Here is a 22,933-nt window from a genome sequence, read left to right on the forward strand (position 1 = left end):
CATCCTGCCCTCACATCCTTCTAACGTCGGTCAGACAGCCGGTGATAGCGGCAGCGGCCGCCATGGCAGGGCTGACCAGATGGGTGCGAGCCCCCGGCCCCTGACGCCCGACGAAATTGCGGTTCGAGGTTGAGGCGCACCGCTCGCCGGGACCGACCACGTCACCATTCATGGCCGCGCACATGGAACAGCCGGACTCACGCCACTCGAAACCGGCGTCACGAAAGATACCGGCAATGCCTTCGGCTTCGGCTTGAGCCTTCACCTGGGTTGAGCCTGGCACGACGATGGAGGGAATAACCGCTTTGCGTCCCTTCAGAATGGCTGCAGCCGCGCGAAGGTCCTCGATCCGGCTGTTGGTGCAGGAGCCGATAAAGACCTTGTCCAGCTTCAGGCCGTCGAGCGGCGTGCCCGGCGAAAGCTCCATATATTCGAGCGACTTTGTTGCTGCCTTGCGCTTGTCAGCGTTATCGAAGCATGTTGGATCGGGTACCCGCCCCATGATGGAAACGGCATCTTCGGGACTGGTTCCCCATGTCACCATTGGGGCGATATCTGCGCCATTAAGCCTGACTTCTGCATCGAAAAACGCTTCGTCATCGCTTGAAAGCGTTCGCCAATGCGCGATTGCACGATCCCATTCCTGTTCAGACGGCGCAAAGCGACGCCCTTTCACATAGGCAAAGGTTGTTTCGTCCGCGGCCACCATGCCAAAGCGTGCGGCAGCTTCAATCGACATGTTGCAGAGCGTCAATCGACCCTCTATCGAGAGATCCCGAACGACCTGCCCGGCAAATTCAATGGCATGTCCACCGGCGCCTGCCGCACCGATTTTTGCAATCAGCGCCAACATGACGTCCTTTGCCGTCACGCCCTGGCCCAGCACACCGTCAATCGTCACGCGCATGGTTTTCGGGCGAGACTGCCACAGCGTTTGAGTAGCCAGCACATGAGCATTTTCGGACTGGCCGATGCCGAAAGCGATTGCGCCGAGCGCACCCTGCGTTGACGTATGGCTATCCGAACAGACGATTGTCAGACCCGGTAGGGTAATCCCCTGTTCAGGTGCAACGACGTGCACAATGCCCTGCTCCCGGCTGGAAAGCCCGAAGTGCCGCATTCCGCCCCATTCCATATTCTCATCGAATGTGTCGATCATATGCGCGATTGCAGGACTTGCGGCATCGCCAGACGTTCTCCCCAGCGTCGGCACGTAGTGGTCGGCAACACCGAAGATCTGCTGCGGACGGCGAGGCTTCAACCCGCGTCTTCTCAGATCGGCAAAGGCATGAAAGCTGCCCTCGTGAATCATGTCGCGGTCGATATATAGAAGCGACGGGCCAGCCGGATGTCGCAATATCTCATGCTCATCCCATATCTTGCCCAACATTGTGCGCGGTGCGGATGCTTGCGCCATAAGCTGATCTTTCTTTATTCGAAGGCTTTCCAGAACGCGGCTTTCGCCGGCTCCGGATGTGTCAACGCATCACTTGCCCGCGCGGAAAGCCGCACAGATGTCTCCCACAGGGGCATTCCAGACGCCCTCGTGCGACAGGATGTAGTCCAGCGCTTCACGCAGATATTCGACGCGGTAAGGCATTCCGGACACCCAGCTATGCAGCGGCAGGCTCATGACGCGACCGCCATATTGGCCGCTTTCGCGGTAGAGCACGTCGAAGCGGTCCTTGACCTGCTGCACCCATTCGGCTTCCGACTGAAAATATTCGTCTGCAACCACGCGGTCATCGGTCTCATAAGCCATCGGCATGGCAAGCAGAGTGCCATTGCTTGTCTGCATCTCGTAAGGAAGATCGTCGTTGGCCCAGTCCAGGCTGTAGGCAACGCCATTACGGGCCAAGAGATCGGGCGTCTTGAAACCCTGCGCGCGGCCAGGCGACAGCCAGCCTTCCACCTTCTGCCCACTCGCCTCGCGCAAAAGGGAGAGCGCCTCGGCGATGATTGCGTTTTCCTCCTCCTCGCCAAGCCCCGAGTGGTGGACCTTACCCATATCAAGACCGTGCGCGATGATTTCATGCCCGCCTCTGACCACGGCATCGATCAGCGCCGGGTATCGCTGTGCGATCACGCCGTTTATGGCAAAGCTGGTTTCAAGGTCTTTTTCGGAAAGCAGCTTGAGAATGCGGAAAATCCCGATCCTGTTTCCGTAATCCCGGTTGGTGTAATAGCGGAAATCCGGATAGGGCATGGACAATGCCCCTGGCGCCTTGAATGGCTTGGACGGCATATCGAGCGGAAAATGCTGGACATGCGTTACAATCGAAAGCGCGATGCGAGCGCCATCTGGCCAGACAACCGGCTTGCGGGCGAATAAATCGCTCCACTCGTAACGATCATGATCCATGCCATAGCGGCGGGCGGGATAGTTGAGATAGTCTTCAGGCATAGACATCAGCGCGCACCTTTCCCTGAATTGTGGGCAGCCATGGCGGCATTCATCGCGTCATAGGCACCGCTGGAATGATAGGCTGCGGCGATTTCGCGACCTGTCGTCTGCCACACGCCCTCATGCCCCGCGATGTAGTCGATGGCTTCGGCGAAGGCATCGATGCGGTGTGGCTGTCCGACCAGATAGGGATGCAAGGGAATGCACATGACCGTGCCGCTCTCGCTACCTTCCTTGTAAAGCTGATCGAACTGACGCTTGATGATTTCGCCGTAATGGCGCGGCGTAACCTTCTGGCTGTTGTAAACGATCACATCGTTCATCTCGAGCGAATAAGGCATCGAAATCAGCTTGCCGGATTTGACCTTGACCGGCATGGGCTGGTCGTCGTGGAACATGTCGCAGGTATACTGAATGCCCGCTTCAGACAGGATATCCATCGTCCAGAAGTTGTTGGACAGAGCCGGAGACAGCCATCCAGCCAGTTCCTGACCGGTGTGTTTGCGCACCGTATCGAAGGCGTCGCGAATGATCGCCCGCTCCTGCTCGATGTCGAGATTGTAGACATAGCGCGTGTTGTAGATGCCGTGGGAGAAGAACTCCCAGCCACGGTCGGCGCAAGCCTTGATAATTTCCGGATGGTGGTCGCAAAGGGCGACATTGAGGGACACAGACCCGCGAAATCCGGCATTATCCATCGCAGCCATCATGCGCTGCCAACCGGCCCGGTTCCCGTAATCCCGGTGGGAGTATTGAAGAACATCCGGATTGGGACGAGCCCACGGCGTGCGGGTAGGATTGTTTGGAGGATCATACTCATAGAATTCGATATTCGGAGCGATCCAGACGGCGATCTTCTTGTTATCGGGCCAGACGATTTTCGGGCGGTTGGGCCAGGGCAGATAATCGTAAAGACCCAGATCCGACTTCATGTCGGTTTTTTCGGCGGCCATCTTAGCGGACCTCCGGCTGATAGTTTTCATACCACGCAATGGCGTCCGATACCGGGATCACATCGCCGTATTTGACCGAAATGTCATAGAGATTGGCGAAATGCGGGCTCTCGTGCTTATCCGCCACGCATTCCTCGGGAACGATGACGCGATATCCGCGCGAGATCGCATCCACCACACAGGCACGCACACAGCCGGATGTGGAGCCACCCGTGAGAATGACCGTATCACACTGATGCCAGACCATCAGCGACTGGAGATTGGTCTCATGGAAGGGCGAAGCCATGCGCTTGTTGATAATGATGTCCTTGACGTGATCGATCTGCAGGCGCGGATCGAACTCGGCACGGCGCGAACCAACCTTGATGTTCTGCAGGGAGTCCGGCGTATCGGTACGCGTTCCCCAGACGCCGCAGTCCTCGCCAGATTCCATATAGGCCACATAGGTCCAGGTGATGGGGAGACCCTTGGCGCGAGCAAGGTTCGAAAGTGTATTGACGTATTCGAGCTGCTGCGGATCGGTCTCATAGGCAGAGATAAACTCACCGACAGAGGTGTAGGCACATTGCAGATCGATATTGATCAGCATTGGCTTGCGCCCGAACCCAAATCGTCTGCGGGTTGGGTTTGCCTTGGCCTTCTCGTACAATTGACGGGCGGTTAGCGATGAGATTTCCATGACGACCTCCTATGCACTGCAGCCTCCCCGCGCGGTCCATTACACAGACCACTTCCTCAGCAGGAAGGATGCTCTATTATTTCTATTGTTATCACTTTATATCATTTGTAAAGCTCATTTCCGACCTCTTGCCATCTTCTTTTAGGAGTCGCTTTCTGTCTGTGCAAATGCCTGCAACCCTTGGCTAAAATGCTGATGAATTGAGCAACGAAGCCACCATCGACGGAGGAAAACATGCCAATATCGCCCTGCCCGCCCATTGGAGATTCCGATTGGCCAAGCTCTGTCGCCGACATGCGAGAAGGATTCGCGGGCAAGCTGAACGTCTATCGCACCATGGCCCACCACCCCTCCCTCTTGAGAAGTTGGGCACCGCTTCGCCAGCATATCGTCGTGGACAATGCACTGGGGCCGATCAGATCCGAAATTGTGATTTTGAGAACTGGCCACCGGCTTGGATCAAGCTACGAGTGGGCTCATCATGTGAGCAGGGCGCGGTCCCTTGGCATTAGCGATGAGCGCATTCGCGCTGTTGCTGCGATGCCTGAAGGAGAGGACGGCTTGATCGTGCGGGCGGTCGACGCTCTTTTTGACTGGCGTCATATTCCTGCTGCGCTGGAGAGCGAACTCGCAGACAGGATTGGCCGTGAAGCCATTTTTGATCTGATCGCCACGGTTGGCTTCTACATCACACTAGGCGGCATCCTGATGACGTATGAAACGCCGATTGATGACGCGATCGCGTCCGAACTGGAAGCAAATCCGATTTAGGCGGTTCGAAGGACGCGAGCCTTCGCGTCCTCCAGAAAGCATTGCAGGGTGCTGTCAGACTTCTTTGAGTTTGACCGGACCGTTCAGTTGCTCGATCAGTGTTGAACTTGCAGCGTTCAAGCCGATCACCTTGACCGCAACGCCGTGCTTTTCAAAACGCTCGGTGACCCTTTCGAGTGCGGCGACCGCGGTGATATCCCAGAAATGTGCCTTTGAGACATCGATGAGGACAGACATACCCTCGGCCGCTTCCGTGTCGAAAGCATCCACAAACACATCTGCGGAGGCGAAGAACACCTGGCCGGAAACCGTGTAAGTCACACGGCGCGCTTCTTCATCGGTTTGGGTTTCCACACGCAAAAGGCGCGCGACCTTGAATGTGAAGAAGACGCCGCTCAGCAACACGCCAACGGCAACACCAAGAGCGAGGTTCTCGCTGAGAACAGTCACGATAACAGTTACGCCCATGACGGCGCTCGACATTTTCGGATGCACGACAAGAGTCTTCACCGAGGACCAGTCAAACGTGTCTATGGAAACCATGATCATGATCGCGACGAGCGCTGCGACAGGAATCTGCGAAACCCACGGCTTCAGCAGCACCATGAGGACAAGCAGGAAAACGCCCGCGAAAAGCGTGGAAAACCGGCCCCGGGCGCCGTATTTGAGGTTGCTGACCGTCTGCCCGATCATGCCGCACCCTGCAATTCCGCCAAAAAGGCTTGCTGCGGTGTTGGCTATGCCGAGGCCGGTGCATTCTCGATTTTTCGAACTCGGCGTTCCCGTCAGATCGTCCACGACACTTGCTGTCATCATGGATTCGAGCAAGCCGACCATTGCGATGGCCAGCGCAGGCCCTGCAATAATGCCAAGTGTCTCAAGGGTCAGCGGAACGGCAGGCCAACTGAAAATGGGAAGAGAATCCGGTAATTTGCCCAGTTCTGCAACCGTCATGACAGGAAGATCAAACAGGATTGCAGCACCGGTCAGAACCAGAATGCAAATCAAAGGTGACGGTATCGCGTCTGTCAATCTTGGGACGATGTAAATTACCGCCAGTCCTGCAGCCAACATTCCATAAGCCAGCAAATCGCCGCCAAGAATGTGCGGAAGCTGGGCAGCGAAGATGAGAATCGCAAGCGCGTTGACGAAGCCAGTGCGTACCGACTTGGACACAAAGCGCATCAGCACGCCAAGGCGCAGGATGCCGAACAGAATTTGTATCATGCCGGCCAGAAGGCCTGCAGCAAAAAGGTATGGCAAGCCATGCGTATGCACCAGAGGGGCTGCAACCAAGGCGACCGAGCCCGCGGCAGCAGAAATCATGGCCGGACGACCACCGGTGAAGGCGATCACAATCCCGATAACAAAAGAAGCGAAGAGACCCACTTGAGGGTCAACGCCGGCCACGAACGAAAAGGCGATAACTTCGGGGATCAGCGCGAATGTCGCGACGGCTCCCGCGAGCATTTCGCGAATAGGATTGGCAGACCAATCCCGACGGAGAGATGTGAGTAGCATGTGATGAAATCTCGCAAAGCATGAAACGGACGCATTGGGCGCCGGTGATATCTGTCATGCAGGTTTTGCGTTGTCTGGCGGATCGGCGGCCAGAAGAGCCACCCGGAGTTTCACCGGGTCCGTGGTGAGTAAGCTCCTAATAAAGGATATCGTGTGCGATGCAACATGAAAATGCGATCGCTCAACAGCCACGCAACCTTGTTTTTACAGGGGAACCAATCGCGACTGACAGGGTTAGGTGTTGTTAAAGGCAAGGAGAACCCCATGAAGATCTTGAGCTTGGCGATCTGCGTTGTATCCGCTGGCGTGCTCAGCGGCTGCGTCGATGACAGAGGCGACCGAGGCGGCGGCTATTACTCGTCGTCCGTCCATAGCCGTGGTTACGATGACAACCGCTACTTCCGAGACAGAGACTTCCGACGAGACCGCGACCGTGACTGGCGCGACAATCGCGGCGGATACCGAGGCGGCGATAGAAAGATCGTGTACGGCGTCATCCGTCGTTAACGGACCACTGGAGAAACGAAACGCCGTGCGGTAGCACATCTCGTCGGTCGCTAGGATTACCGTTGCGTTTCGTGGGTTGGGGAGTGAATTGGTGTATATGGAGAGGCTGGAAAGCTCCGAAATTGAAGCCGGGATTTACACGTGGTCGATGGAAGACGATCGGCTGTATGGGGACACCGCGGTTGCCGCTCTGTTTGGGCTGGACCCCGTGCAGACCGTCAGAGGTCTGCCCTTGGCGTCATACATGGAACGTGTCCATATGGACGACAGGCCCGGTCTGGCTGCGCTAATAGCGAAAGCGGTCAGGGATGGTCGACCACATAATGCTGAATACAGGGTTCGAAACGCACATGGTGAATTCGAATTCGTGATGTCGTCCGGCCGGTGTTTCCATGGCCCAGACGGCACCCCGGCTATTTATTCCGGCATCATATATCCCTTGCAGAAGCTCAATTGACCAGATCAGGCAACGGCTGTCTGCGTGGACTGGAGTGGCTCAAAAGAGCGATTGAACCATTCCCAGTCATGGGTGTGGTTTCGCTTCAACCGATAGAGCGCCTGATCCGCTGCGTGGAGTAGCGTTTCGAGATTTCCAGCATGATGGGGATAGAGGCTTGCCCCGACAGTCGCCCCAACGTCAATCTCTTCGCCCTGGATGATAAAAGGTTTGGCAAACGCATCTGAGATGCGCTGACAGATCTTCTCTGCGTCATCCTGATCTTCGAGATTGGTAAGAAGGATCGCGAACTCGTCACCGCCCATCCGCACCACCGTATCATCCTGGCGGACCGATTGCCGCAGGCGAGTGGCCACCATCCGCAAGATATCATCTCCGGCAGCGTGACCGAAATAATCGTTGATCGGTTTGAAGTTGTCGAGGTCGATCATCAGGATGGCAATCATCCGCTGCGACGCCGTCGCAAGACTTCTCGCCATCTCGCTGTCCCAATGCTCCTGCAACGCCCTTCGATTGCCCAGACCGGTCAATGGGTCCTCATAGGCAATCCGCTTCAGGGCGCTTTCAGCAAGCTTCTGAGTGGACAGGTCCTCGTAGGTCGCCATCCAAAGATTGAAGTCGTGGAGGACGATACCTCTGTGGAGCACGACGATGGTCTTGTCGTTGATATCATTGATGTGCAATTCGAGCGGCTGCACCTCTGTGATGCCGCGACGTCCACAATTCCAGAATTCGTCCCATCTTTGCCGGGCCTGGGCCTTTTCGGCCTCATCAGCATAGGTCTGGCTGACCCATTGATCGATTGTGGCGAAATGACCGTTCTGGTATCCGAATGTCTTCGTGAAAGCCCTGTTGACGAAGCGCATGTTGCCATCCGGCAGTGACGCCCAAGTCAAAGGCACCGGAAGCGCATCAAGGATGAATATCAAGTCGTCATCAAACCTGATCGTACCGCTGGCCATTCGCGCAAATATGTCTTTCATATCGGGATGCCTCTCTGGTGACGGATGCAACGCTCTTGAAACGGATGCTGCCTTCTGGTGGCTTACGCCGAGAGCAAAGCAGCCGGCTGGTCTCGTTCCACCAGCCAGTTGAACAGATCATCGCCCCGGATAGGTCGGGACAGCCAATATCCCTGTAATTCGTCACAACCCATTGCCCGAAGCAGATTGACGGCCTCGACCGTTTCCACCCCCTCAGCAACCACCCGATATGCAAGACTGTGGGCAAGATCGATCATAGAACGCACAAGTGTGCGCTCGCGATTGCCATTTTCCATTTCCGATACGAATGAACGGTCAATCTTGACAACATCCGCCGGTAGTTTCTGAAGGTAGGCTATGCTGCTGTAGCCGGTGCCGAAATCGTCGATCGCCAACTGGAATCCAGCAGATTTCAGCTTGTCCAGCAAACCGAAGGCGCCCTCAGTTTCCTTCATCATCACGGTTTCAGTCAATTCCAGTTCAATCTGGTCTGGGCGAACCATGTAGTTGGAAAGCTTCGACATGATTCTTTCGAAGAAATCCTGCTCATCCAGATTGGCCGCAGAAAGGTTGATCGACAGCTTGAAATGCAGACCATGAGCACCCCAGGAAGCCAAATTCGACAATGCCTCGTCAACCACCCAGTCCGTCAGTTGGCGGGCAAAGGAGGACGCCTCAATTACCGGTATGAATTCCACTGGCGATATCGGCCCAAGCACGGGATGGTCCCATCTCAGCAACGCCTCAGCACTACCAATCTTACCAGTCCGCAGGTCCATACGTGGCTGAAATACCAGGGAAAGCTGGTCTGTTGCAGTCAGCGCGCCTTTGAAGTCCTGTAGTATCCTGAAATTGCGCCGGTGCCGAAGATCCATGGCCGGGGAGAAAAGGCCAATCTTGTTGCAGCTCTCACTGACGTCCTGCACCGCACTTTGCAAGGAGCGCAGTACATCTTCAGGCGATAAAGACGCAGGCTGGAACGCGACGATGCCGATCGACGGCGTCATCGACATCTGCAAGTCGCCGTCCAGTTCGATCTCGCGAAGTTTACCGGCCAGAAGATCGACATAGGAATCCACTGCGATACCGGCGGGGGCAAAGAATGCGAACTGTGTCGGACCAATATGATATGGGACTCTATCGTCTCCCACATGGTCGCGAAGAAGCTTCGCGACTTTTTGTATCACCGTATCGAAATAGGATGGCCCCAGAACGCGTGACAGGCGCTCGAACTGTTCCGTCTGCGCAAGGTTCAACAGGCTGATGATCCACTCCTCGCGCGGACGGTTCAAGGCCATGTCGGAGAGGTCATTCAGAAGTTGGAACCTGTTTGGTAGTCCGCTGATGGGCTCGATTCTGCCCAGAGCATGGGTCAACTCCACCTGGTCCATGACCATGGCCGCCAGGTCACAGAGCGTCGCCATTTCTTCGTCGGTAACATCTCTCGGCTCCGTGCCCAGAACGCAAAGTGCACCTAAACCAAAGCCATCTACAGTTACCAGCGGAGCCCCGGCGTAAAACCGTATGCCTGCAGCGCCAAGGGTACTATCCGCAAAACACGAATCGGCCTGAAAATCACGGATGACAAAGGGGCGGCAGGTTTCTGCCACCTCGGCACAAGGCGCTTTTTCACGCGGAATTTCATTATGCTCCACCCCGACCTTAGACTTGAACCATTGGCGGTTCATATCCGTTAGCGAGACGGCGGCGATTGGAAGGCCAAATATGTTGGCCGCAAGCCGTGTGATTCGATCAAAATTCTCACTTGGCAAAGTGTCGAGAAGACGCAAGTTTTTCAGACTGGCCAGTCGCGCGATTTCGTCCTGCATGCTCAAATCCGTGGCAACGCCCTCGTAGGTTCATACGAGCGAGGCCTCAAGTTGTGGTTCGGTACATTTTTGATGAGGCGATGTCGGGGGCGGCATTCGGAGGCAAATGTGGAGGCCGGACAGTGTCGGGGCATCATGCCCAAGCTTATTTCAAGTTCTTGATGGAGCGTTTTACGACACAATAAGCCCATCAGATGTTAATCGTTCCATCGGACCTTTTATGATGGTTACGAAAAGCTATACGAAATTTGCGGCATTCTAGTACGCGAATAACCCGCTGCCGTACGATGGCAGCGGGTTTGATTTGACGGTATCCTGCTTAAGCGACCTCTGGCAAACCGCTGATGATCTTATCCAGCGTCATAGGATAATCCCGTACCCGAACGCCGGTCGCATTGTAGATCGCATTTGCGATTGCGGCCGAGACGCCGCAAAGACCAAGCTCTCCAACGCCCTTCGCCTTCATCGGCGATGACATCGGATCCGTTTCGTCGAGGAAAATGACATCCTGATGCGGGATGTCGGCATGAACGGGCACTTCATATCCAGCAAGGTCATGATTGACGAAGAAGCCTCGGCTTGTATCGACAGCCAGCTCTTCCGATAGTGCGCCACCTGCCCCCATCGTCATGGCGCCAATGACCTGGCTGCGCGCCGTAATCGGGTTCAGGATTCGTCCTGCTGCGCACACAGCCAGCATGCGGCGAATCCGGGTCTCGCCCGTTGCGGCGTCAACGCCGACCTCTACGAAGTGAGCGCCGAAAGTAGACTGCTGGTGGGTCTTGGTCAGATCGCCCCACTCCATTGTGTCTTCACCGACAAGCCCTTCTGCGCCAGCGGCTTCGGCAAGCGGGACCGTCCGGTTGCCGGATTTTACCGCACCGTCTTCGAACACGGCATCTTCGGAATTGAAGCCAAGCTTCTGCGCAATTGCCTCGCGCAGCTTGATGCAGGCAGCATACACACCTGACGTCGACGAGTTGGCCCCGAACTGACCGCCGGATCCGGCAGAAATTGGGAACCGGGAATCACCAAGCTGCACCGCAACCTTATCGACAGTAACGCCCATCATCTCAGCAGCTGTCTGGGCAATGATCGTATAGCTGCCCGTCCCGATATCCGTCATGTCGGTTTCAACCGTGATGATACCGTCTCTTCCCAGTTTGACGCGGGCCGCCGAAGGGAGCACCAGATTGTCACGGAAGGCGGCAGCGACGCCCATTCCAATCAACCAGTTCCTTTCCTTCTTCGACGCCACCTTTGGACGGTTGCTCCAGCCGAATTTTTCCGCACCCAGCTTGAGACAACCGATGAGATCCCGGTGGGAGAATGGACGTTCCGGGTTTTCAGGATCAACCTGCGTGTCGTTGACGATGCGGAACTCGATAGGGTCCATACCGACCTTCTCAGCCATTTCATCAATAGCTATTTCAAGCGCCATCAGGCCCGGTGCTTCGCCCGGCGCGCGCATGGCATTCCCCTCAGGAAGGTTGAGAGTGGCAAGGCGCATTGACGTCTGGCGGTTGGCACCAGCATAAAGGAGCCGCGTTTGATTGACGGCCGTTTCCGGAACGCCGCCGGGCAGATCTCCTGACCAGCTTTCATGCCCAATGGCGGTAATCTTGCCATCCGGTCCAGCTCCAATGCGAATACGCTGGATTGTCGCGGGCCTATGCGTCGTGTTGTTCATGATCATGGGTCGCGGCAGTGCCAGCTTTACTGGCCGGCCAGCTTCCTTGGCCCCAAGTGCCGCCAGCAACGCGTCTGCTCGCAGGAACAATTTGCCGCCAAAGCCGCCGCCGATGAACGGCGACATCAGGTGAATCTTTTCCTTGTCGACGCCCAAGGTCGTCGCGAGGTCAGACCTCCACCAATCGATCATCTGGCTCGAAGTCCATATGGTCAACTCACCATCGTGCCATGCTGCGATGGATGCGTGGGGTTCCATCATCGCATGGGACTGGTCCGGTGTTTTGTAGGTCTGGTCGAGCGTGATCTGCGCAGCAGAAAATGCCTTGTCGAAATCGCCTACTGCCGTATCTGGTTTCTGTGAATCGTCCGGCTTCTTCGCTGCGCCCTTTTCAGCACTCAGATCGAACGCGCCTTTCTCTTCGGTATAGTCGACCTTGATCAGGGATGCGGCTGATCGCGCCTGCTCGAAAGTCTCGGCTACAACAACAGCAATCGCCTGATGATAATGCTGGACCTCGTCGCCACCGAAGAGATTGGCGGTGTTGTATTCGCCCTTCTCAAGCTTGCCAACGTCAAGGGTCGTTACGACGGAGATGACACCGGGCGCTTTTTTCGCCTCTGTCACATCCATCGAATTTATCCGCCCCTTGGCAATGGCAGCGCCCACCGGATAGCCGTACGCATATTTCATGGACGGGTCATGCCACTCATAGGCATACATCGCACGGCCTGTCGTCTTCAGTTCGCCATCGATACGGTGAATAGGCTTGCCGACGACTTTGAGGCGATCGATCGGATTTGTCGTTGCTGGTGTGTCGAATTTCATGGCTTAACCCCTTGCTTCAGACAGGACAGCACCGAGCGTTCGCTCGACCAACTCGACCTTGAAACGATTTTCTTCAGTGGGCTTGGCATTCTCAAGAATGCGGCTCGCAGTGGCTTTCGCGCCGTTCGGCAGCTCCGCCTCTGCTGCTTCAACACGCCAAGGCTTGTGAGCGACACCGCCGACAGCGACACGCCCGGTCCCATCCTGCTGAATAACTGCGCCGACCGAAATCAACGCGAAAGCATAGGACGCGCGATCTCTGACCTTGCGGTATATGTGCTTGCCTCCAACCGGTGGCGGAAGTGTAACGGCAGTGATGAACTCGCCTTTTTCAAGCGAAGTTTCGATGTGAGGCGTATCGCCAGGCAGACGGTAAAAATCGTCAATGGGAATGGTGCGTTTCGCGCCGTCAGCCTTCACGGTTTCAACCGAAGCGTCTAGCGCACGCATTGCGATAGCCATATCACTTGGATGGGTAGCAATGCAGGCGTCGCTGACACCGACAACCGCGTGTTGGCGGCTGAAACCGCCAATGGCGGAACAGCCGCTGCCCGGCTGCCGCTTGTTGCAGGGCTGGTTTGTGTCGTAAAAATAAGGACAACGTGTGCGCTGCAGAAGATTGCCCGCAGTGGTAGCCTTGTTGCGAAGCTGCCCGGATGCGCCTGCAACGAGTGCACGCGAGAGCAGTCCATAATCACGCCGAACCGTGGCATCTGAGGCGAGATCAGTGTTCCTGACCATCGCCCCTACCCGCAGCCCGCCGTTCTCGGTGGTCTCGATCTTATCGAGGCCAAGACCATTTACGTCGATCAGATGCGTAGGGGTCTCGATTTCCAGTTTCATAAGGTCGAGGAGGTTGGTGCCGCCAGCGATGAATTTAGCACCGGGATTTGATGCCGCCGATTTGGCTGCTGCTTCCACGGACGAAGCACGCTCGAATGTAAAGGCCTTCATGCTGTGATCCCTCCGACTTCCGATATCGCATCAAGAATGTTGGAGTACGCCCCGCATCGACAGATGTTCCCGCTCATACGTTCGCGAACTTCATCGGCTGTCAGTGGAGCGGGACTGTTGAGATCTTCGGTGACGTGGCTTGGAATATTTGCCTTGATTTCTTCCAGCACCGCCACGGAGGAACAGATCTGGCCAGGTGTGCAGTACCCGCACTGGAAGCCGTCATGCTTTGCGAACGCTTCCTGCATCGGGTGCAGATTGCCGGGCTGACCCAGCCCCTCGATTGTGGTGACTTCGTCACCATCATGCATGACTGCCAGCGTCAGACAGGAATTAATGCGTTTGCCGTCTACCATGACTGTGCAGGCACCGCACTGGCCATGGTCACAGCCTTTTTTCGTGCCCGTCAGGTGAAGGTTTTCACGTAAGGCGTCGAGCAATGTCGTCCTGTTGTCGACATCGAGATCATGGCTTTTGCCGTTGACCGTAAAGTGGATTTTTGTGCTGTAATTCATCTGGCTCCCCGGAGACTGAGCCACCGCTTGACCGGCGACACCCGTGGCCGCGATCGTCGCGGCAGAGGTGATAAGTAAATTTCTTCGGGAAAGTTCCAGTTGGATGCTATCCTGCATGTCCAGATCCGCTTCACTTGTTTTGAGGTAAAGCTAAACGAAGCTGACGATCAAAAGTGCCCTCCAAGAACGAAAAGTTGAACGGCTCAGCGCTAAGGATGATCTCTCGGACTCAATCAACTCGGCTAGAATTTGGCGGGCATGCCTCCAGCTGCGGCAATAGCTTCGGGGGTGTCCACATCATTCCGCGCAGCCAGGCCCAATTCGACACCGATGATCGGCAATCCCGAGGTTTCAATCAACCGGCGTGCGCCGCTGTCACCTGTCAGATGCAAGACGCTTCCATATAGCGATCTTGGCATAATGACCGGATTGCCTGGCTTTTCACCGCAGACGGCACGAACGACAGAATTGCCTCCAGCTTCATGAAACACATCGATCATGCGGTCCAAGTGGGCGGTGGAAATTTGCGGCATATCTGCCAACATGACCATAACGCCATCCGCGTTTTTTGCCTGATCCGTGGCAAAGCCCTGCGCTATGGAACTTGCCATGCCGCTCGCGTAATTCTCATTGATCGTCACGGTGACATCGAGATCATCGAGCGCAGCAGCCAGCACCTCATGCTGATGGCCCAGCACGACAACAACGGCCGAAGCCTTGCTCGACTTTGCAATCCGCGCCATCTTTCGAAGCAATGGCAGGCCTTCAAATTCCGCCAAGAGCTTATGAAAACCCTGGCTCGCGGTTCGGCTGGATGTTCCTGCCGCCAGAAGAATGATCGTAACGGACATTCCGTTGCTCCTCGTCGTCACCTACACACATTAAGACGATATCATCGCGGCAGGCCATTGCTGCATTCAACGCCGCGCATTCCAGCAAGATCCAGGCGGCAAAAAACTTGTTTGCCCGAAAGGTTGTGTGGAGCACACATGCTCCGTATCTTTCAAATTCCGGTCGCAGCCAGATGCGTCCAAATCAGGAGGTAAAGCGTTACCGTGGGAAAACATGGCAATGCTGATCAAAAGGAGACTTGGATGTCAGGCAAGAAAACGGCGAATGACTGGCGCGAGCTCGCTGAGAAAGAGTTGAAACGATCCCCTGATAGCCTGGTCTGGCAAACGCCGGAAGGGATCGCGGTCAAACCGCTTTATACCGCCGAAGATCTCCACGGCATTTCGCATCTCGACAGCTTGCCCGGCTTCCAGCCCTTCGTGCGCGGCCCCCGCGCCACCATGTATGCCGGTCGTCCGTGGACTATCCGCCAATATGCAGGCTTTTCGACAGCAGAAGAATCCAATGCTTTTTACAAACGCAATCTCGCTGCGGGTCAAAAGGGCCTGTCCGTGGCGTTCGACCTTGCCACCCATCGCGGATACGACAGCGATCATGAACGCGTCGTTGGCGATGTCGGAAAGGCCGGAGTGGCCATCGACAGTGTCGAGGACATGAAGGTTCTGTTCGATGGCATACCGCTCAAAGACATGTCCGTTTCGATGACAATGAACGGCGCGGTCATTCCCATTCTCGCTAGCTTCATCGTTGCGGGCGAAGAGCAGGGCTGCACAAAGGCAGAACTCTCAGGCACCATTCAGAACGACATCCTGAAAGAGTTCATGGTGCGGAACACCTATATCTATCCGCCAGAACCGTCGATGCGGATCATTGCCGATATCATCGAATATACTGCAAAGGAAATGCCTCGCTTCAATTCGATTTCCATTTCCGGTTACCACATGCAGGAAGCCGGTGCGACGCTCGTCCAGGAACTCGCTTTCACATTGGCGGATGGTCGTGAATACGTTCGTGCAGCCCTGAAAAAAGGCTTGAATGTCGATGATTTTGCCGGGCGGCTGTCTTTCTTCTTCGCGATCGGCATGAACTTCTTCATGGAAGCGGCCAAGCTGCGGGCGGCACGGCTGCTGTGGTCTCGCATCATGGAAGAATTCGAGCCTAAAAAAGCCTCGTCCCTCATGTTGCGAACGCATTGCCAGACATCCGGCGTTTCTCTGCAGGAACAAGATCCCTACAACAATGTCATTCGCACCGCCTATGAGGCATTGTCCGCGGCGCTCGGTGGAACGCAGTCCCTGCACACCAATGCGCTCGACGAAGCCATGGCGCTACCCACCGATTTTTCCGCCCGTATCGCGCGGAACACGCAGCTCATCCTTCAGCATGAGACAGGTGTGACCAAGGTTGTCGACCCGCTGGCGGGTTCCTACTATGTCGAGAGCCTAACCAACGAGCTGGCGGAGAAAGCCTGGGAGTTGATCGAAGAAGTCGATAAACTGGGTGGCATGACAAAAGCTGTTGCCGATGGGCTACCCAAAAGGCTCATCGAGGAAGCTGCAACCCGCCGCCAGGCTGCTGTTGACCGTGGCGAGGAAATCATCGTGGGCGTGAACAAATTCCGCCTGGAAAACGAAGACCCCATCGATATCCTCGATATCGACAACAGTGCCGTCAGAGCTGGTCAGATCAGGCGGCTCGAAACGGTCCGGCGCCAACGGGACCCGGCCAAGGTCGAGGAACGACTTGCCGAACTGGCTCAGGTCGCGCAATCCGGCAATGGCAACCTTCTGGCAACAGCGGTGGAAGCAGCAAGGGCGCGAGCGACAGTCGGAGAGATATCGGATGCGTTGCGGAAAGTCTTCGGCGACCATGAGGCCATGCCTGAGGTCGTACACGATGTCTACGGCGCAGCCTATGAGGACGATCCGGAATACGCGACATTGTGCACACGGCTGGGAGAGCTTTCTTCGGCCCTGGGTGGCCAGCCCAAAATGCTGATCGCCAAGCTGGGTCAGGATGGGCATGACCGTGGAGCCAAGATAATTGCTTCGGCATTTGGCGATATTGGTTTCGATGTCATTGCAGGACCTCTGTTCCAGACGCCCGAGGAGGCGGCGGAACTGGCCGTCAAAAACAAGGTCCATGTGGTCGGCATGTCATCGCTGGCCGCGGGCCACAAGACGCTCGCACCTCAACTCGTTTCTGCGCTGAAACAGAAGGGAGCGGACGACATCATCGTCATCGTCGGCGGTGTCGTGCCCCGCCAGGACTACCAGTTCCTGCTGGATAGCGGTGTTGCCGCCGTCTTCGGCCCAGGGACCAATGTGCTTGAAGCCGCCCGCGCAGTGACCGATTTGATGCAGGGGCGGCTCAGAAACACATGAACGTTTGATGGTTGGCGACCTTTATAGGGTCGCCAACAAACGGTTGTTCAACATGCCGGAAGAAGCCGCCTGCATGGTGACTTTTTTCTCGATTGCCTCAATGACCGTATCGGTAAAGTCGACTTTCGTCAGGTCGCGGATATGCGCAAGGCCACCCGGCGAGAATACATTGACTTCAAGTATCTTGTCGCCAACGATGTCCAGACCGACGAGGAACATGCCGTCCTCGACAAGTTTTGGCCGCATCATCTCTGCCAGCGCGATGACGTCGTCGGTTACGTCAACGGCTTCCGCCGTGCCACTGGCGTGAATATTCGACCTCAAGTCACCTTTCGCTGGCACACGACGAAGCGCGGCGTATTTGCCATCGCGCATCAATGGCTCGCCGTTCATCATGAAGAACCGAATATCGCCATCCTTGGCCGCAGGCAGGTATGCCTGCGCGATCAGATAACCCTCGACGCTCACAGCCTCGAAAATCTGGTTGAGATTGGTTTCCTTGCTTGAGCCGATCTTGAAGACGTTCTTGCCTCCCGAACCCTGCAGCGGCTTGACAATGACGCCCTTGGGATGCGCATCAGCAAAAGCGCGGATTTCATCGACATTGCGAGAGATGAGCGTTGTCGGCCGAACGATTTCTGGAAAACTCTGGAAATAGAGCTTGTTCTGTGCAAGGGCCAGGCCTTCCGGATCGTTCAGCACCACGACACCGCGCTGTTCTGCAAGCCGCCCGAACAGTATGCCGGAATTCACCGCCCATGGCCGTGCCGTCTGGTCGAGCGACGGGTCGTTTCGCAACATCAGAGCATCGATGTCTTCGATATTGATTGTCTCTCTATCAAGCTTCTTTTCCTGTAAGACAGCGTGAAAATTCTCGATCTTTTTGTATTTTTGACGTGGCAGGACAAGGCCATGCACCACAAGGCTATCGTCGGGCCTCAAGGTAAAATCGCTCGGTGTCAAATAGACCACCTCATGTCCGCGGTTAAGCGCAGCCATCGCCAACAGTCCCGTCGCAAAGGTCGGCTGCTCGCCCTCAATTGAATTGACGAAAAATGCGAGACGCATGTGTCCTCCCTTACAATGTTGCCATTTCGGCTATGGGTAATCCTGATCGTATTTTTTCAAGCCGCTCTTGGGCGCTTGCTGGCGCCAAAAAACCTGGGCTGATGCTCGGGGGGCGAAGTAGTCCCCTTAAGGTAAGCTCCTGCATTACCTGAAAATGCGCGGCTGAAATCTTTCCCATCCAGAAAGGCTCAAGCGCGCCACCGTTGCGCAGATGTTGGATGATTTCGTTCAGGCCTCTCAGATAGATCGCATCTTTCGATAGACCGCCACCGCGGAAAATCCGCAGTACCGAGTTAAAGGCACCGGCCTTATCGAAACCTAACCTGTCAGTCATCATGCGGAAGGTATCTACGAAACTTGCGCCATCCAACATGGCTGCGCAACCAACGACGCGCCCCGCAATCAGCCTCAACCGTTCACGCGTCATGCCGCCGGCGAGATGCTCGGCCAGTACGGCAAGCCCTTCCTGCACGCCTTCGTAACCAGAAAGGCCCGAGCGGAAGAGGCGCAGCCCCTGCGCCGAACCATTGAAGTAAGTTAGCAGATGAACGCCTATCTCATGGTGGAGGAGCGCGTCTACACGACGCTCTTCCATGACCGTGTGACGTGAGATGAAAAGCTTGCTCCCGCTAACCATCAGCCCCGGCGGCAAATCATCTCTGATTTCCACTCGAGCATCGAACTCCGCACTCTGCTCATGGTAGGCGGCGACCATATCGCGCGCTCTGTTGGCAACATGGTAACAGTCGGCGGTAGCAACCGCTTCTTGAAGGGGCGGCGGACACCTCGCCAGCACGTCCTCGGCAAGTGAGAGCAACTCCGGTTCCACAGCGCCATAAAGTGCGCGGCTGAAATCCTGAAATTTTGGATTATGCATATTGGCAAGCATCGTCAGTTGAAGATCGATCTCCTGCTGCTTTTCTCGGTAGAGGTGATAAAGCACGGGGTCTTCGAAATGCTCGAATGCGACAGAGTAAAGCTTGCGTTTCTGCTCCTCAACGTCCACCCCAAGAGGACTATAAAGGAAATTCGGTGCGCGCTGGAAATGACTCTCCTGAAATTCCTTGAATGCGTGGCGCGCATTGATTGGCGTAACGGACAGGAGGAAATCAAAGGATGCTGCGATGTCGTCTATAGACCGATCAGCCCGCCTCACCGCATCGACAAAGGCTTTACGGCCCAGCGCCCGGTGAGATGAAACCTTGATTGATGTCGCGTCATTGGCAAATGCAGAGAAAGCCCTGAGCCCGGCATCAAACAGATCTGCAATCATCGTTTCACGCAAGCCCGGATAATCTGCACCAGATTCCGGCTGCCGATAGATCGGAGCGAAACGGACACTCAACCATGGAAAACACATCGCATTTTTTGGCTCTCCCCAGAAGACCTCCTCTCCGCTGGAGGGAGAAGTGATCCTAGGGGTCCGAAACCGTATCTCGGCACCGCAGACAGCTTTAATAAACACGCTCTTCGCATTAAGCGCGGGCCCGTGCGAACTGGAAGAAACCTTCACTTCGTAATGCGGCAAGAAAGGTGAATCGTCCGCGAGAAGGATGTCATGCTCGAGTTCACCCACATCAAGAACGATAAAATCACCGAAGCGTTTTACCATCTCCTGCCCGACTGCATCGATAATCGGCAGCGCTTCTTCGATATCAGCTGCAATCAGGTATGATGCGTGGGCTGCGGCGATGTCACGAGCCGCTAGATTCTTTTCGCCCTTTGTCAGATGAACGCACAAAAAGGGCAATGGCCTGTCTATGTGCAGCCAGCCATCGGCACCTACATCCTGCCGGACAGCCTTTCCGGATTCGAGACAGGTCTTGACCATATCCAGAAGGTCTTGTTCAGCGTCTTGTATGCTGACTGGCGACAGCTTCATTGCCGCCTCCTCAGGACATCTGTCAGAACCTGTTCCAGTGAGGTGATGGCGTCACGTATTTGATCTATGACCAGCTGGTCAGGTTCACCTGTCCACTCATCCATAAAAATTTTCTTGAACTCGATGGCCACCGCGCATCCATTCTCGGGGAAACGCTCGTGTATGAAGCGCGTTTGTTGTCCCTTACCCTGGAAGGCTACGTTTTCCCGCACATCCAACGGGCGCCCGTTTATCTCAACTTCTCGAAAATGTTCGATAACCACATTGATGATACCGCCCCACCTCTCTCGGTCCATTGAGGACGTGCCGATATTAACGTCCGGAGCCTTATCCTGTGGCGTTGCCGGGCCGTCTGGCCCTGCTCTTCGATGATTATAACTATGGACGTCGAGCACAACGAAGGCGCCATGCCGCTTTTCCATGTTCCGCAGAGTCTGCTCGAGCATCGCATAGTAGTCTTGGTGAAAATTCAGCGATTTGCCCAGAGCTGTATCCGAAGGCTGCTCCCGCCACACGTTAAGGCCCCATGCCTGGTCGGGATCCAGGTAGATTGCCTTGTCGCTCTGGCGGTTAAGATCGATTTCAAATCTCGACCTGTGGACTATGATCTGATTGCAAAGTCCGGAAACCATCTCAGCGGTAAATGGATCCTCTTCCCTCAAACGCTCACCATCTGACAGCGCCATAAGACCGGCTACATCACCCCTGACGTCATGCCCGTCGTGAATGGCCGTTCCTATAACCGGCGAATCTCCATATCTGGTGGACCAGAACCGAAGTCCTGAATTGCCAATAGTCTCCGCGTCCGCGCGCATCCTGCCCTCGCATTTTCATCCAGAGGCAAACAACACGACGAGAAAATTGGTTCCGCATTCATTTTTGAGGACACATCGGGCAAGCACCAACAACCCGCCACTTCGCGCCGTCACAAAACGCTTAAAAACTTTCGGTGCAGAAGCAGCAAACAGCATTTAGCCCCTTGCGCACCCGCACATTGCTGGTTAAGAGAACGCCCGCACGGACCTCACAGTTCGTGCCCGCGGAGAGGTGGCAGAGTGGTCGAATGCACCGCACTCGAAATGCGGCATACCTGCAAGGGTATCGTGGGTTCGAATCCCACCCTCTCCGCCAGCCTAGACCTTCTGTAAGCAAGGATTTTCGCTAGTTCCACCAAGATCCTGCCGATCGTAGAAATCAATCATCGAATTGACCAGGGCCCTGTTTGAGGCACTGCCTGCGTCAAAATGCAGGCAAGATGGCCGAGTGATGAGCTTCTGGCTCGTGTTTCGCCAAATTTCTTCGCCATTGAATCATTACATTCTTTGGCTGCTACCTCAACGCGTTACCCGTCTTGGAAGACTAGATTGGACTAAGCGCCTACTTACTGCCAAATGGTTGGTAACCTTTGATTCAACGACATGTGGATCTCAGGAATTCCTGTTAGATCAGCAGTGGCGTTGCTGCATAGTCACGGCGCGCCTGAGTACCTCCTAAGTGCGATCCTTACGCAATCCGTCGATGGCCTCCTTCGAGGTGGCCCGGTCAACCCTACTCATGAGTGCAAGCAACGCTTCCTAGCTGGCGCTGCACTTATCAACAATACGATTGATCATCTCCTTGATCGGAGCACAAGCCGTCGACTTGTCGACATACGTCTGGACCTCAGCGTCGGCCCAGCACTTGCTCAGATCCGCATCAGCCTTGTCCGTTGCGCGGTGCCATTCAGCCTTCGCACTCTCGTCGTATAGATTTCCGGCGAAAGCAGGAAAAGCGGCTAGGGACAGAAGGGTAATCAAGGCAGGCAGTCGCATCATGGCCTCCAAGGATAAGCTCCGCGGCACAGGTCTCACCAATATCGCGAAATTATCGCGCCGAAGGTATATTCTCTTCGCTGCCCTTCGGGGGCATCCTTCTTGTGACCTTGGAGATAAGCTGGCATTTGCACCCGTCACGTAAAATCGACTGGAGGATAAATGCTATATTAACGTCTATCCTAAATGTTCTTTAGCGCTTCAAGCTCCGGGAACGGGTGGTATTTCAACTAGGTTCCAGACATCGAGGATGTCCAACCGTTGCGCCTAAGAGGATCCCGTTGCGGACGGAGATGCCCGTTGCCTGACGACCCGTATAACCACCGACTTGATTTTTTTTGCGTTTGCCTTGACGCAGCCAGCTTCTATGCCCGCATGCGGATTCAGCAGCATCACGTTCGATATCTCGGCATCGCGGATTGAGTAAGGGTCGAACACCACGTCTCGCGCAGCATGGAACAATCGCTGTCTTGAGCGCCTTTGTCGGGGCTCGCTGCGTATCAGCGACAGCCTGCGGCACCGAAGTTTGACTTGATGCCAGTGGCGCGCATGCCTTTGTAATTAATATGAATCTCATGCCACCCCCACTAATTGTACCGTGACAGGCGAAGTGATACCCGCGGGCAAGTATATCACCTTGCCCCGTTGAACTAATCCATTTTGAAGTAAGCTCTGGCCCATTGATAGGACCAGTGAATTAAGCGCAACCGTTTCACAGACGAGCAGATCATCGGGATATTGAAGGAGCTTGAGGCAGATATGCCGGTCTCGGAGCTTTGCCACAAGCATGGCGTCAGTGATGCGAGCATCTACAAGTGGAAGGCAAGGTTGGCGGCATGGACGTA

Annotated in this window: 20 protein-coding genes, 1 tRNA gene and 1 other annotated feature; of the genes, 6 read left to right on the top strand and 15 right to left on the bottom strand. The window is 55.5% G+C overall.

Annotation, left to right across the window (positions count from 1 at the left end; all coding sequences use genetic code 11):
• Positions 1-10: 10 nt before the first annotated feature.
• From leuC to ASF69_RS12655, 4 genes are all read right to left on the bottom strand, one after another.
• Positions 11-1,417, bottom strand: coding sequence for a 3-isopropylmalate dehydratase large subunit (gene leuC / locus ASF69_RS12640; protein ID WP_062587984.1), 1,407 nt, complete (start codon positions 1,415-1,417; stop codon positions 11-13).
• 69 nt (positions 1,418-1,486) lie between these two features.
• Complete coding sequence (locus ASF69_RS12645; protein ID WP_062587987.1) at positions 1,487-2,410, bottom strand: polysaccharide deacetylase family protein; 924 nt, start codon at positions 2,408-2,410, stop codon at positions 1,487-1,489.
• Positions 2,410-3,357 (bottom strand): polysaccharide deacetylase family protein, encoded by a 948-nt coding sequence (locus ASF69_RS12650; protein WP_200939077.1) that lies wholly within the window; start codon positions 3,355-3,357, stop codon positions 2,410-2,412. The genes ASF69_RS12645 and ASF69_RS12650 overlap by 1 nt, the downstream gene beginning before the upstream one ends.
• A gap of 1 nt (position 3,358) precedes the next feature.
• On the bottom strand, positions 3,359-4,036 hold the full coding sequence (locus ASF69_RS12655) for an isochorismatase family protein (protein WP_062587989.1): 678 nt from the start codon (positions 4,034-4,036) through the stop codon (positions 3,359-3,361).
• 234 nt (positions 4,037-4,270) lie between these two features.
• On the opposite strand from ASF69_RS12655, the gene ASF69_RS12660 reads away from it, so the two are divergent.
• Positions 4,271-4,807 (top strand): carboxymuconolactone decarboxylase family protein, encoded by a 537-nt coding sequence (locus tag ASF69_RS12660; protein WP_062587991.1) that lies wholly within the window; start codon positions 4,271-4,273, stop codon positions 4,805-4,807.
• Positions 4,808-4,861: 54 nt separating this feature from the next.
• On the opposite strand, the gene ASF69_RS12665 is transcribed toward ASF69_RS12660, so the two are convergent.
• Positions 4,862-6,328 carry a SulP family inorganic anion transporter gene (locus tag ASF69_RS12665; RefSeq protein ID WP_062587993.1) on the bottom strand — a complete coding sequence of 489 codons (1,467 nt, stop codon included), beginning with the start codon at positions 6,326-6,328 and terminating at the stop codon, positions 4,862-4,864.
• A gap of 68 nt (positions 6,329-6,396) precedes the next feature.
• Positions 6,397-6,452, bottom strand: a sequence feature (sul1 is cis-regulatory element that is thought to sense ions involved in sulfur or methionine metabolism; They are found in Alphaproteobacteria).
• A gap of 140 nt (positions 6,453-6,592) precedes the next feature.
• On the opposite strand from ASF69_RS12665, the gene ASF69_RS12670 reads away from it, so the two are divergent.
• Together ASF69_RS12670 and ASF69_RS12675 are read left to right on the top strand one after the other, a co-directional pair.
• Positions 6,593-6,835 (top strand): hypothetical protein, encoded by a 243-nt coding sequence (locus ASF69_RS12670; RefSeq protein WP_062587996.1) that lies wholly within the window; start codon positions 6,593-6,595, stop codon positions 6,833-6,835.
• 97 nt (positions 6,836-6,932) lie between these two features.
• The gene (locus tag ASF69_RS12675) at positions 6,933-7,292 is read left to right on the top strand and encodes a PAS domain-containing protein (RefSeq protein WP_062587998.1); all 360 of its coding nucleotides are present in this window, start codon (positions 6,933-6,935) and stop codon (positions 7,290-7,292) included.
• Positions 7,293-7,297: 5 nt separating this feature from the next.
• Here ASF69_RS12675 and ASF69_RS12680 read toward each other — a convergent pair whose 3' ends face one another.
• From ASF69_RS12680 to ASF69_RS12705, 6 genes are all read right to left on the bottom strand, one after another.
• Entirely contained in the window at positions 7,298-8,275 is a 978-nt protein-coding gene (locus tag ASF69_RS12680; protein ID WP_062588000.1) for a GGDEF domain-containing protein, read from the bottom strand.
• A gap of 62 nt (positions 8,276-8,337) precedes the next feature.
• Positions 8,338-10,104: a sensor domain-containing phosphodiesterase gene (locus ASF69_RS12685; RefSeq protein ID WP_062588002.1), complete on the bottom strand. Its 1,767-nt coding sequence runs from the start codon at positions 10,102-10,104 to the stop codon at positions 8,338-8,340.
• Positions 10,105-10,423: 319 nt separating this feature from the next.
• Positions 10,424-12,622 carry an aldehyde oxidoreductase molybdenum-binding subunit PaoC gene (gene paoC, locus ASF69_RS12690; RefSeq protein ID WP_062588004.1) on the bottom strand — a complete coding sequence of 733 codons (2,199 nt, stop codon included), beginning with the start codon at positions 12,620-12,622 and terminating at the stop codon, positions 10,424-10,426.
• A gap of 3 nt (positions 12,623-12,625) precedes the next feature.
• The gene (locus ASF69_RS12695) at positions 12,626-13,576 is read right to left on the bottom strand and encodes a xanthine dehydrogenase family protein subunit M (RefSeq protein WP_062588006.1); all 951 of its coding nucleotides are present in this window, start codon (positions 13,574-13,576) and stop codon (positions 12,626-12,628) included.
• On the bottom strand, positions 13,573-14,208 hold the full coding sequence (gene paoA / locus ASF69_RS12700; protein WP_062588008.1) for an aldehyde dehydrogenase iron-sulfur subunit PaoA: 636 nt from the start codon (positions 14,206-14,208) through the stop codon (positions 13,573-13,575). The genes ASF69_RS12695 and paoA overlap by 4 nt, the downstream gene beginning before the upstream one ends.
• 125 nt (positions 14,209-14,333) lie before the next feature.
• On the bottom strand, positions 14,334-14,942 hold the full coding sequence (locus ASF69_RS12705) for a nucleotidyltransferase family protein (RefSeq protein ID WP_062588010.1): 609 nt from the start codon (positions 14,940-14,942) through the stop codon (positions 14,334-14,336).
• Positions 14,943-15,185: 243 nt separating this feature from the next.
• Here ASF69_RS12705 and scpA point away from each other — a divergent pair, with 243 nt between their 5' ends.
• The gene (gene scpA / locus ASF69_RS12710; RefSeq protein WP_062588011.1) at positions 15,186-17,327 is read left to right on the top strand and encodes a methylmalonyl-CoA mutase; all 2,142 of its coding nucleotides are present in this window, start codon (positions 15,186-15,188) and stop codon (positions 17,325-17,327) included.
• 21 nt (positions 17,328-17,348) lie between these two features.
• Here scpA and ASF69_RS12715 read toward each other — a convergent pair whose 3' ends face one another.
• Genes ASF69_RS12715 through ASF69_RS12725 form a run of 3 tightly spaced genes read right to left on the bottom strand, consistent with a single transcriptional unit; the run spans position 17,349 to position 21,092 of the window.
• Positions 17,349-18,395: a glutathione synthase gene (locus tag ASF69_RS12715; RefSeq protein WP_062588014.1), complete on the bottom strand. Its 1,047-nt coding sequence runs from the start codon at positions 18,393-18,395 to the stop codon at positions 17,349-17,351.
• A 10-nt stretch (positions 18,396-18,405) separates the two neighbouring features.
• Entirely contained in the window at positions 18,406-20,277 is a 1,872-nt protein-coding gene (locus tag ASF69_RS12720) for a flavohemoglobin expression-modulating QEGLA motif protein (protein WP_062588015.1), read from the bottom strand.
• On the bottom strand, positions 20,274-21,092 hold the full coding sequence (locus ASF69_RS12725) for an N-formylglutamate amidohydrolase (RefSeq protein ID WP_062588017.1): 819 nt from the start codon (positions 21,090-21,092) through the stop codon (positions 20,274-20,276). The genes ASF69_RS12720 and ASF69_RS12725 overlap by 4 nt, the downstream gene beginning before the upstream one ends.
• A 226-nt stretch (positions 21,093-21,318) precedes the next feature.
• On the opposite strand from ASF69_RS12725, the gene ASF69_RS12730 reads away from it, so the two are divergent.
• Positions 21,319-21,408 (top strand) — tRNA-Ser (locus tag ASF69_RS12730).
• A gap of 443 nt (positions 21,409-21,851) precedes the next feature.
• On the opposite strand, the gene ASF69_RS23445 is transcribed toward ASF69_RS12730, so the two are convergent.
• A complete protein-coding gene (locus ASF69_RS23445; RefSeq protein ID WP_156462059.1) occupies positions 21,852-22,088 on the bottom strand; it encodes a hypothetical protein in 237 nt (78 codons plus the stop codon).
• Between the two features lie 696 nt (positions 22,089-22,784).
• Here ASF69_RS23445 and ASF69_RS23605 point away from each other — a divergent pair.
• Positions 22,785-22,933 (top strand): transposase (locus ASF69_RS23605; protein WP_244475474.1); only part of this gene is annotated, 149 nt, incomplete at its 3' end.

Origin of the sequence: Rhizobium sp. Leaf311, from assembly GCF_001423445.1 — a bacterium.
In the GTDB taxonomy this organism is placed as follows: Bacteria; Pseudomonadota; Alphaproteobacteria; order Rhizobiales; family Rhizobiaceae; genus Agrobacterium.

Excerpts from the sequence above, each read along its gene's own strand:
- leuC (WP_062587984.1), bottom strand. The coding sequence starts at position 1,417 with ATGGCGCAAGCATCCGCACCGCGCACAATGTTGGGCAAGATATGGGAT.
- ASF69_RS12645 (WP_062587987.1), bottom strand. The coding sequence starts at position 2,410 with ATGTCTATGCCTGAAGACTATCTCAACTATCCCGCCCGCCGCTATGGC.
- ASF69_RS12650 (WP_200939077.1), bottom strand. The coding sequence starts at position 3,357 with ATGGCCGCCGAAAAAACCGACATGAAGTCGGATCTGGGTCTTTACGAT.
- ASF69_RS12655 (WP_062587989.1), bottom strand. The coding sequence starts at position 4,036 with ATGGAAATCTCATCGCTAACCGCCCGTCAATTGTACGAGAAGGCCAAG.
- ASF69_RS12660 (WP_062587991.1), top strand. The coding sequence starts at position 4,271 with ATGCCAATATCGCCCTGCCCGCCCATTGGAGATTCCGATTGGCCAAGC.
- ASF69_RS12665 (WP_062587993.1), bottom strand. The coding sequence starts at position 6,328 with ATGCTACTCACATCTCTCCGTCGGGATTGGTCTGCCAATCCTATTCGC.
- ASF69_RS12670 (WP_062587996.1), top strand. The coding sequence starts at position 6,593 with ATGAAGATCTTGAGCTTGGCGATCTGCGTTGTATCCGCTGGCGTGCTC.
- ASF69_RS12675 (WP_062587998.1), top strand. The coding sequence starts at position 6,933 with ATGGAGAGGCTGGAAAGCTCCGAAATTGAAGCCGGGATTTACACGTGG.
- ASF69_RS12680 (WP_062588000.1), bottom strand. The coding sequence starts at position 8,275 with ATGAAAGACATATTTGCGCGAATGGCCAGCGGTACGATCAGGTTTGAT.
- ASF69_RS12685 (WP_062588002.1), bottom strand. The coding sequence starts at position 10,104 with ATGCAGGACGAAATCGCGCGACTGGCCAGTCTGAAAAACTTGCGTCTT.
- paoC (WP_062588004.1), bottom strand. The coding sequence starts at position 12,622 with ATGAAATTCGACACACCAGCAACGACAAATCCGATCGATCGCCTCAAA.
- ASF69_RS12695 (WP_062588006.1), bottom strand. The coding sequence starts at position 13,576 with ATGAAGGCCTTTACATTCGAGCGTGCTTCGTCCGTGGAAGCAGCAGCC.
- paoA (WP_062588008.1), bottom strand. The coding sequence starts at position 14,208 with ATGCAGGATAGCATCCAACTGGAACTTTCCCGAAGAAATTTACTTATC.
- ASF69_RS12705 (WP_062588010.1), bottom strand. The coding sequence starts at position 14,942 with ATGTCCGTTACGATCATTCTTCTGGCGGCAGGAACATCCAGCCGAACC.
- scpA (WP_062588011.1), top strand. The coding sequence starts at position 15,186 with ATGTCAGGCAAGAAAACGGCGAATGACTGGCGCGAGCTCGCTGAGAAA.
- ASF69_RS12715 (WP_062588014.1), bottom strand. The coding sequence starts at position 18,395 with ATGCGTCTCGCATTTTTCGTCAATTCAATTGAGGGCGAGCAGCCGACC.
- ASF69_RS12720 (WP_062588015.1), bottom strand. The coding sequence starts at position 20,277 with ATGAAGCTGTCGCCAGTCAGCATACAAGACGCTGAACAAGACCTTCTG.
- ASF69_RS12725 (WP_062588017.1), bottom strand. The coding sequence starts at position 21,092 with ATGCGCGCGGACGCGGAGACTATTGGCAATTCAGGACTTCGGTTCTGG.
- ASF69_RS23445 (WP_156462059.1), bottom strand. The coding sequence starts at position 22,088 with ATGCGACTGCCTGCCTTGATTACCCTTCTGTCCCTAGCCGCTTTTCCT.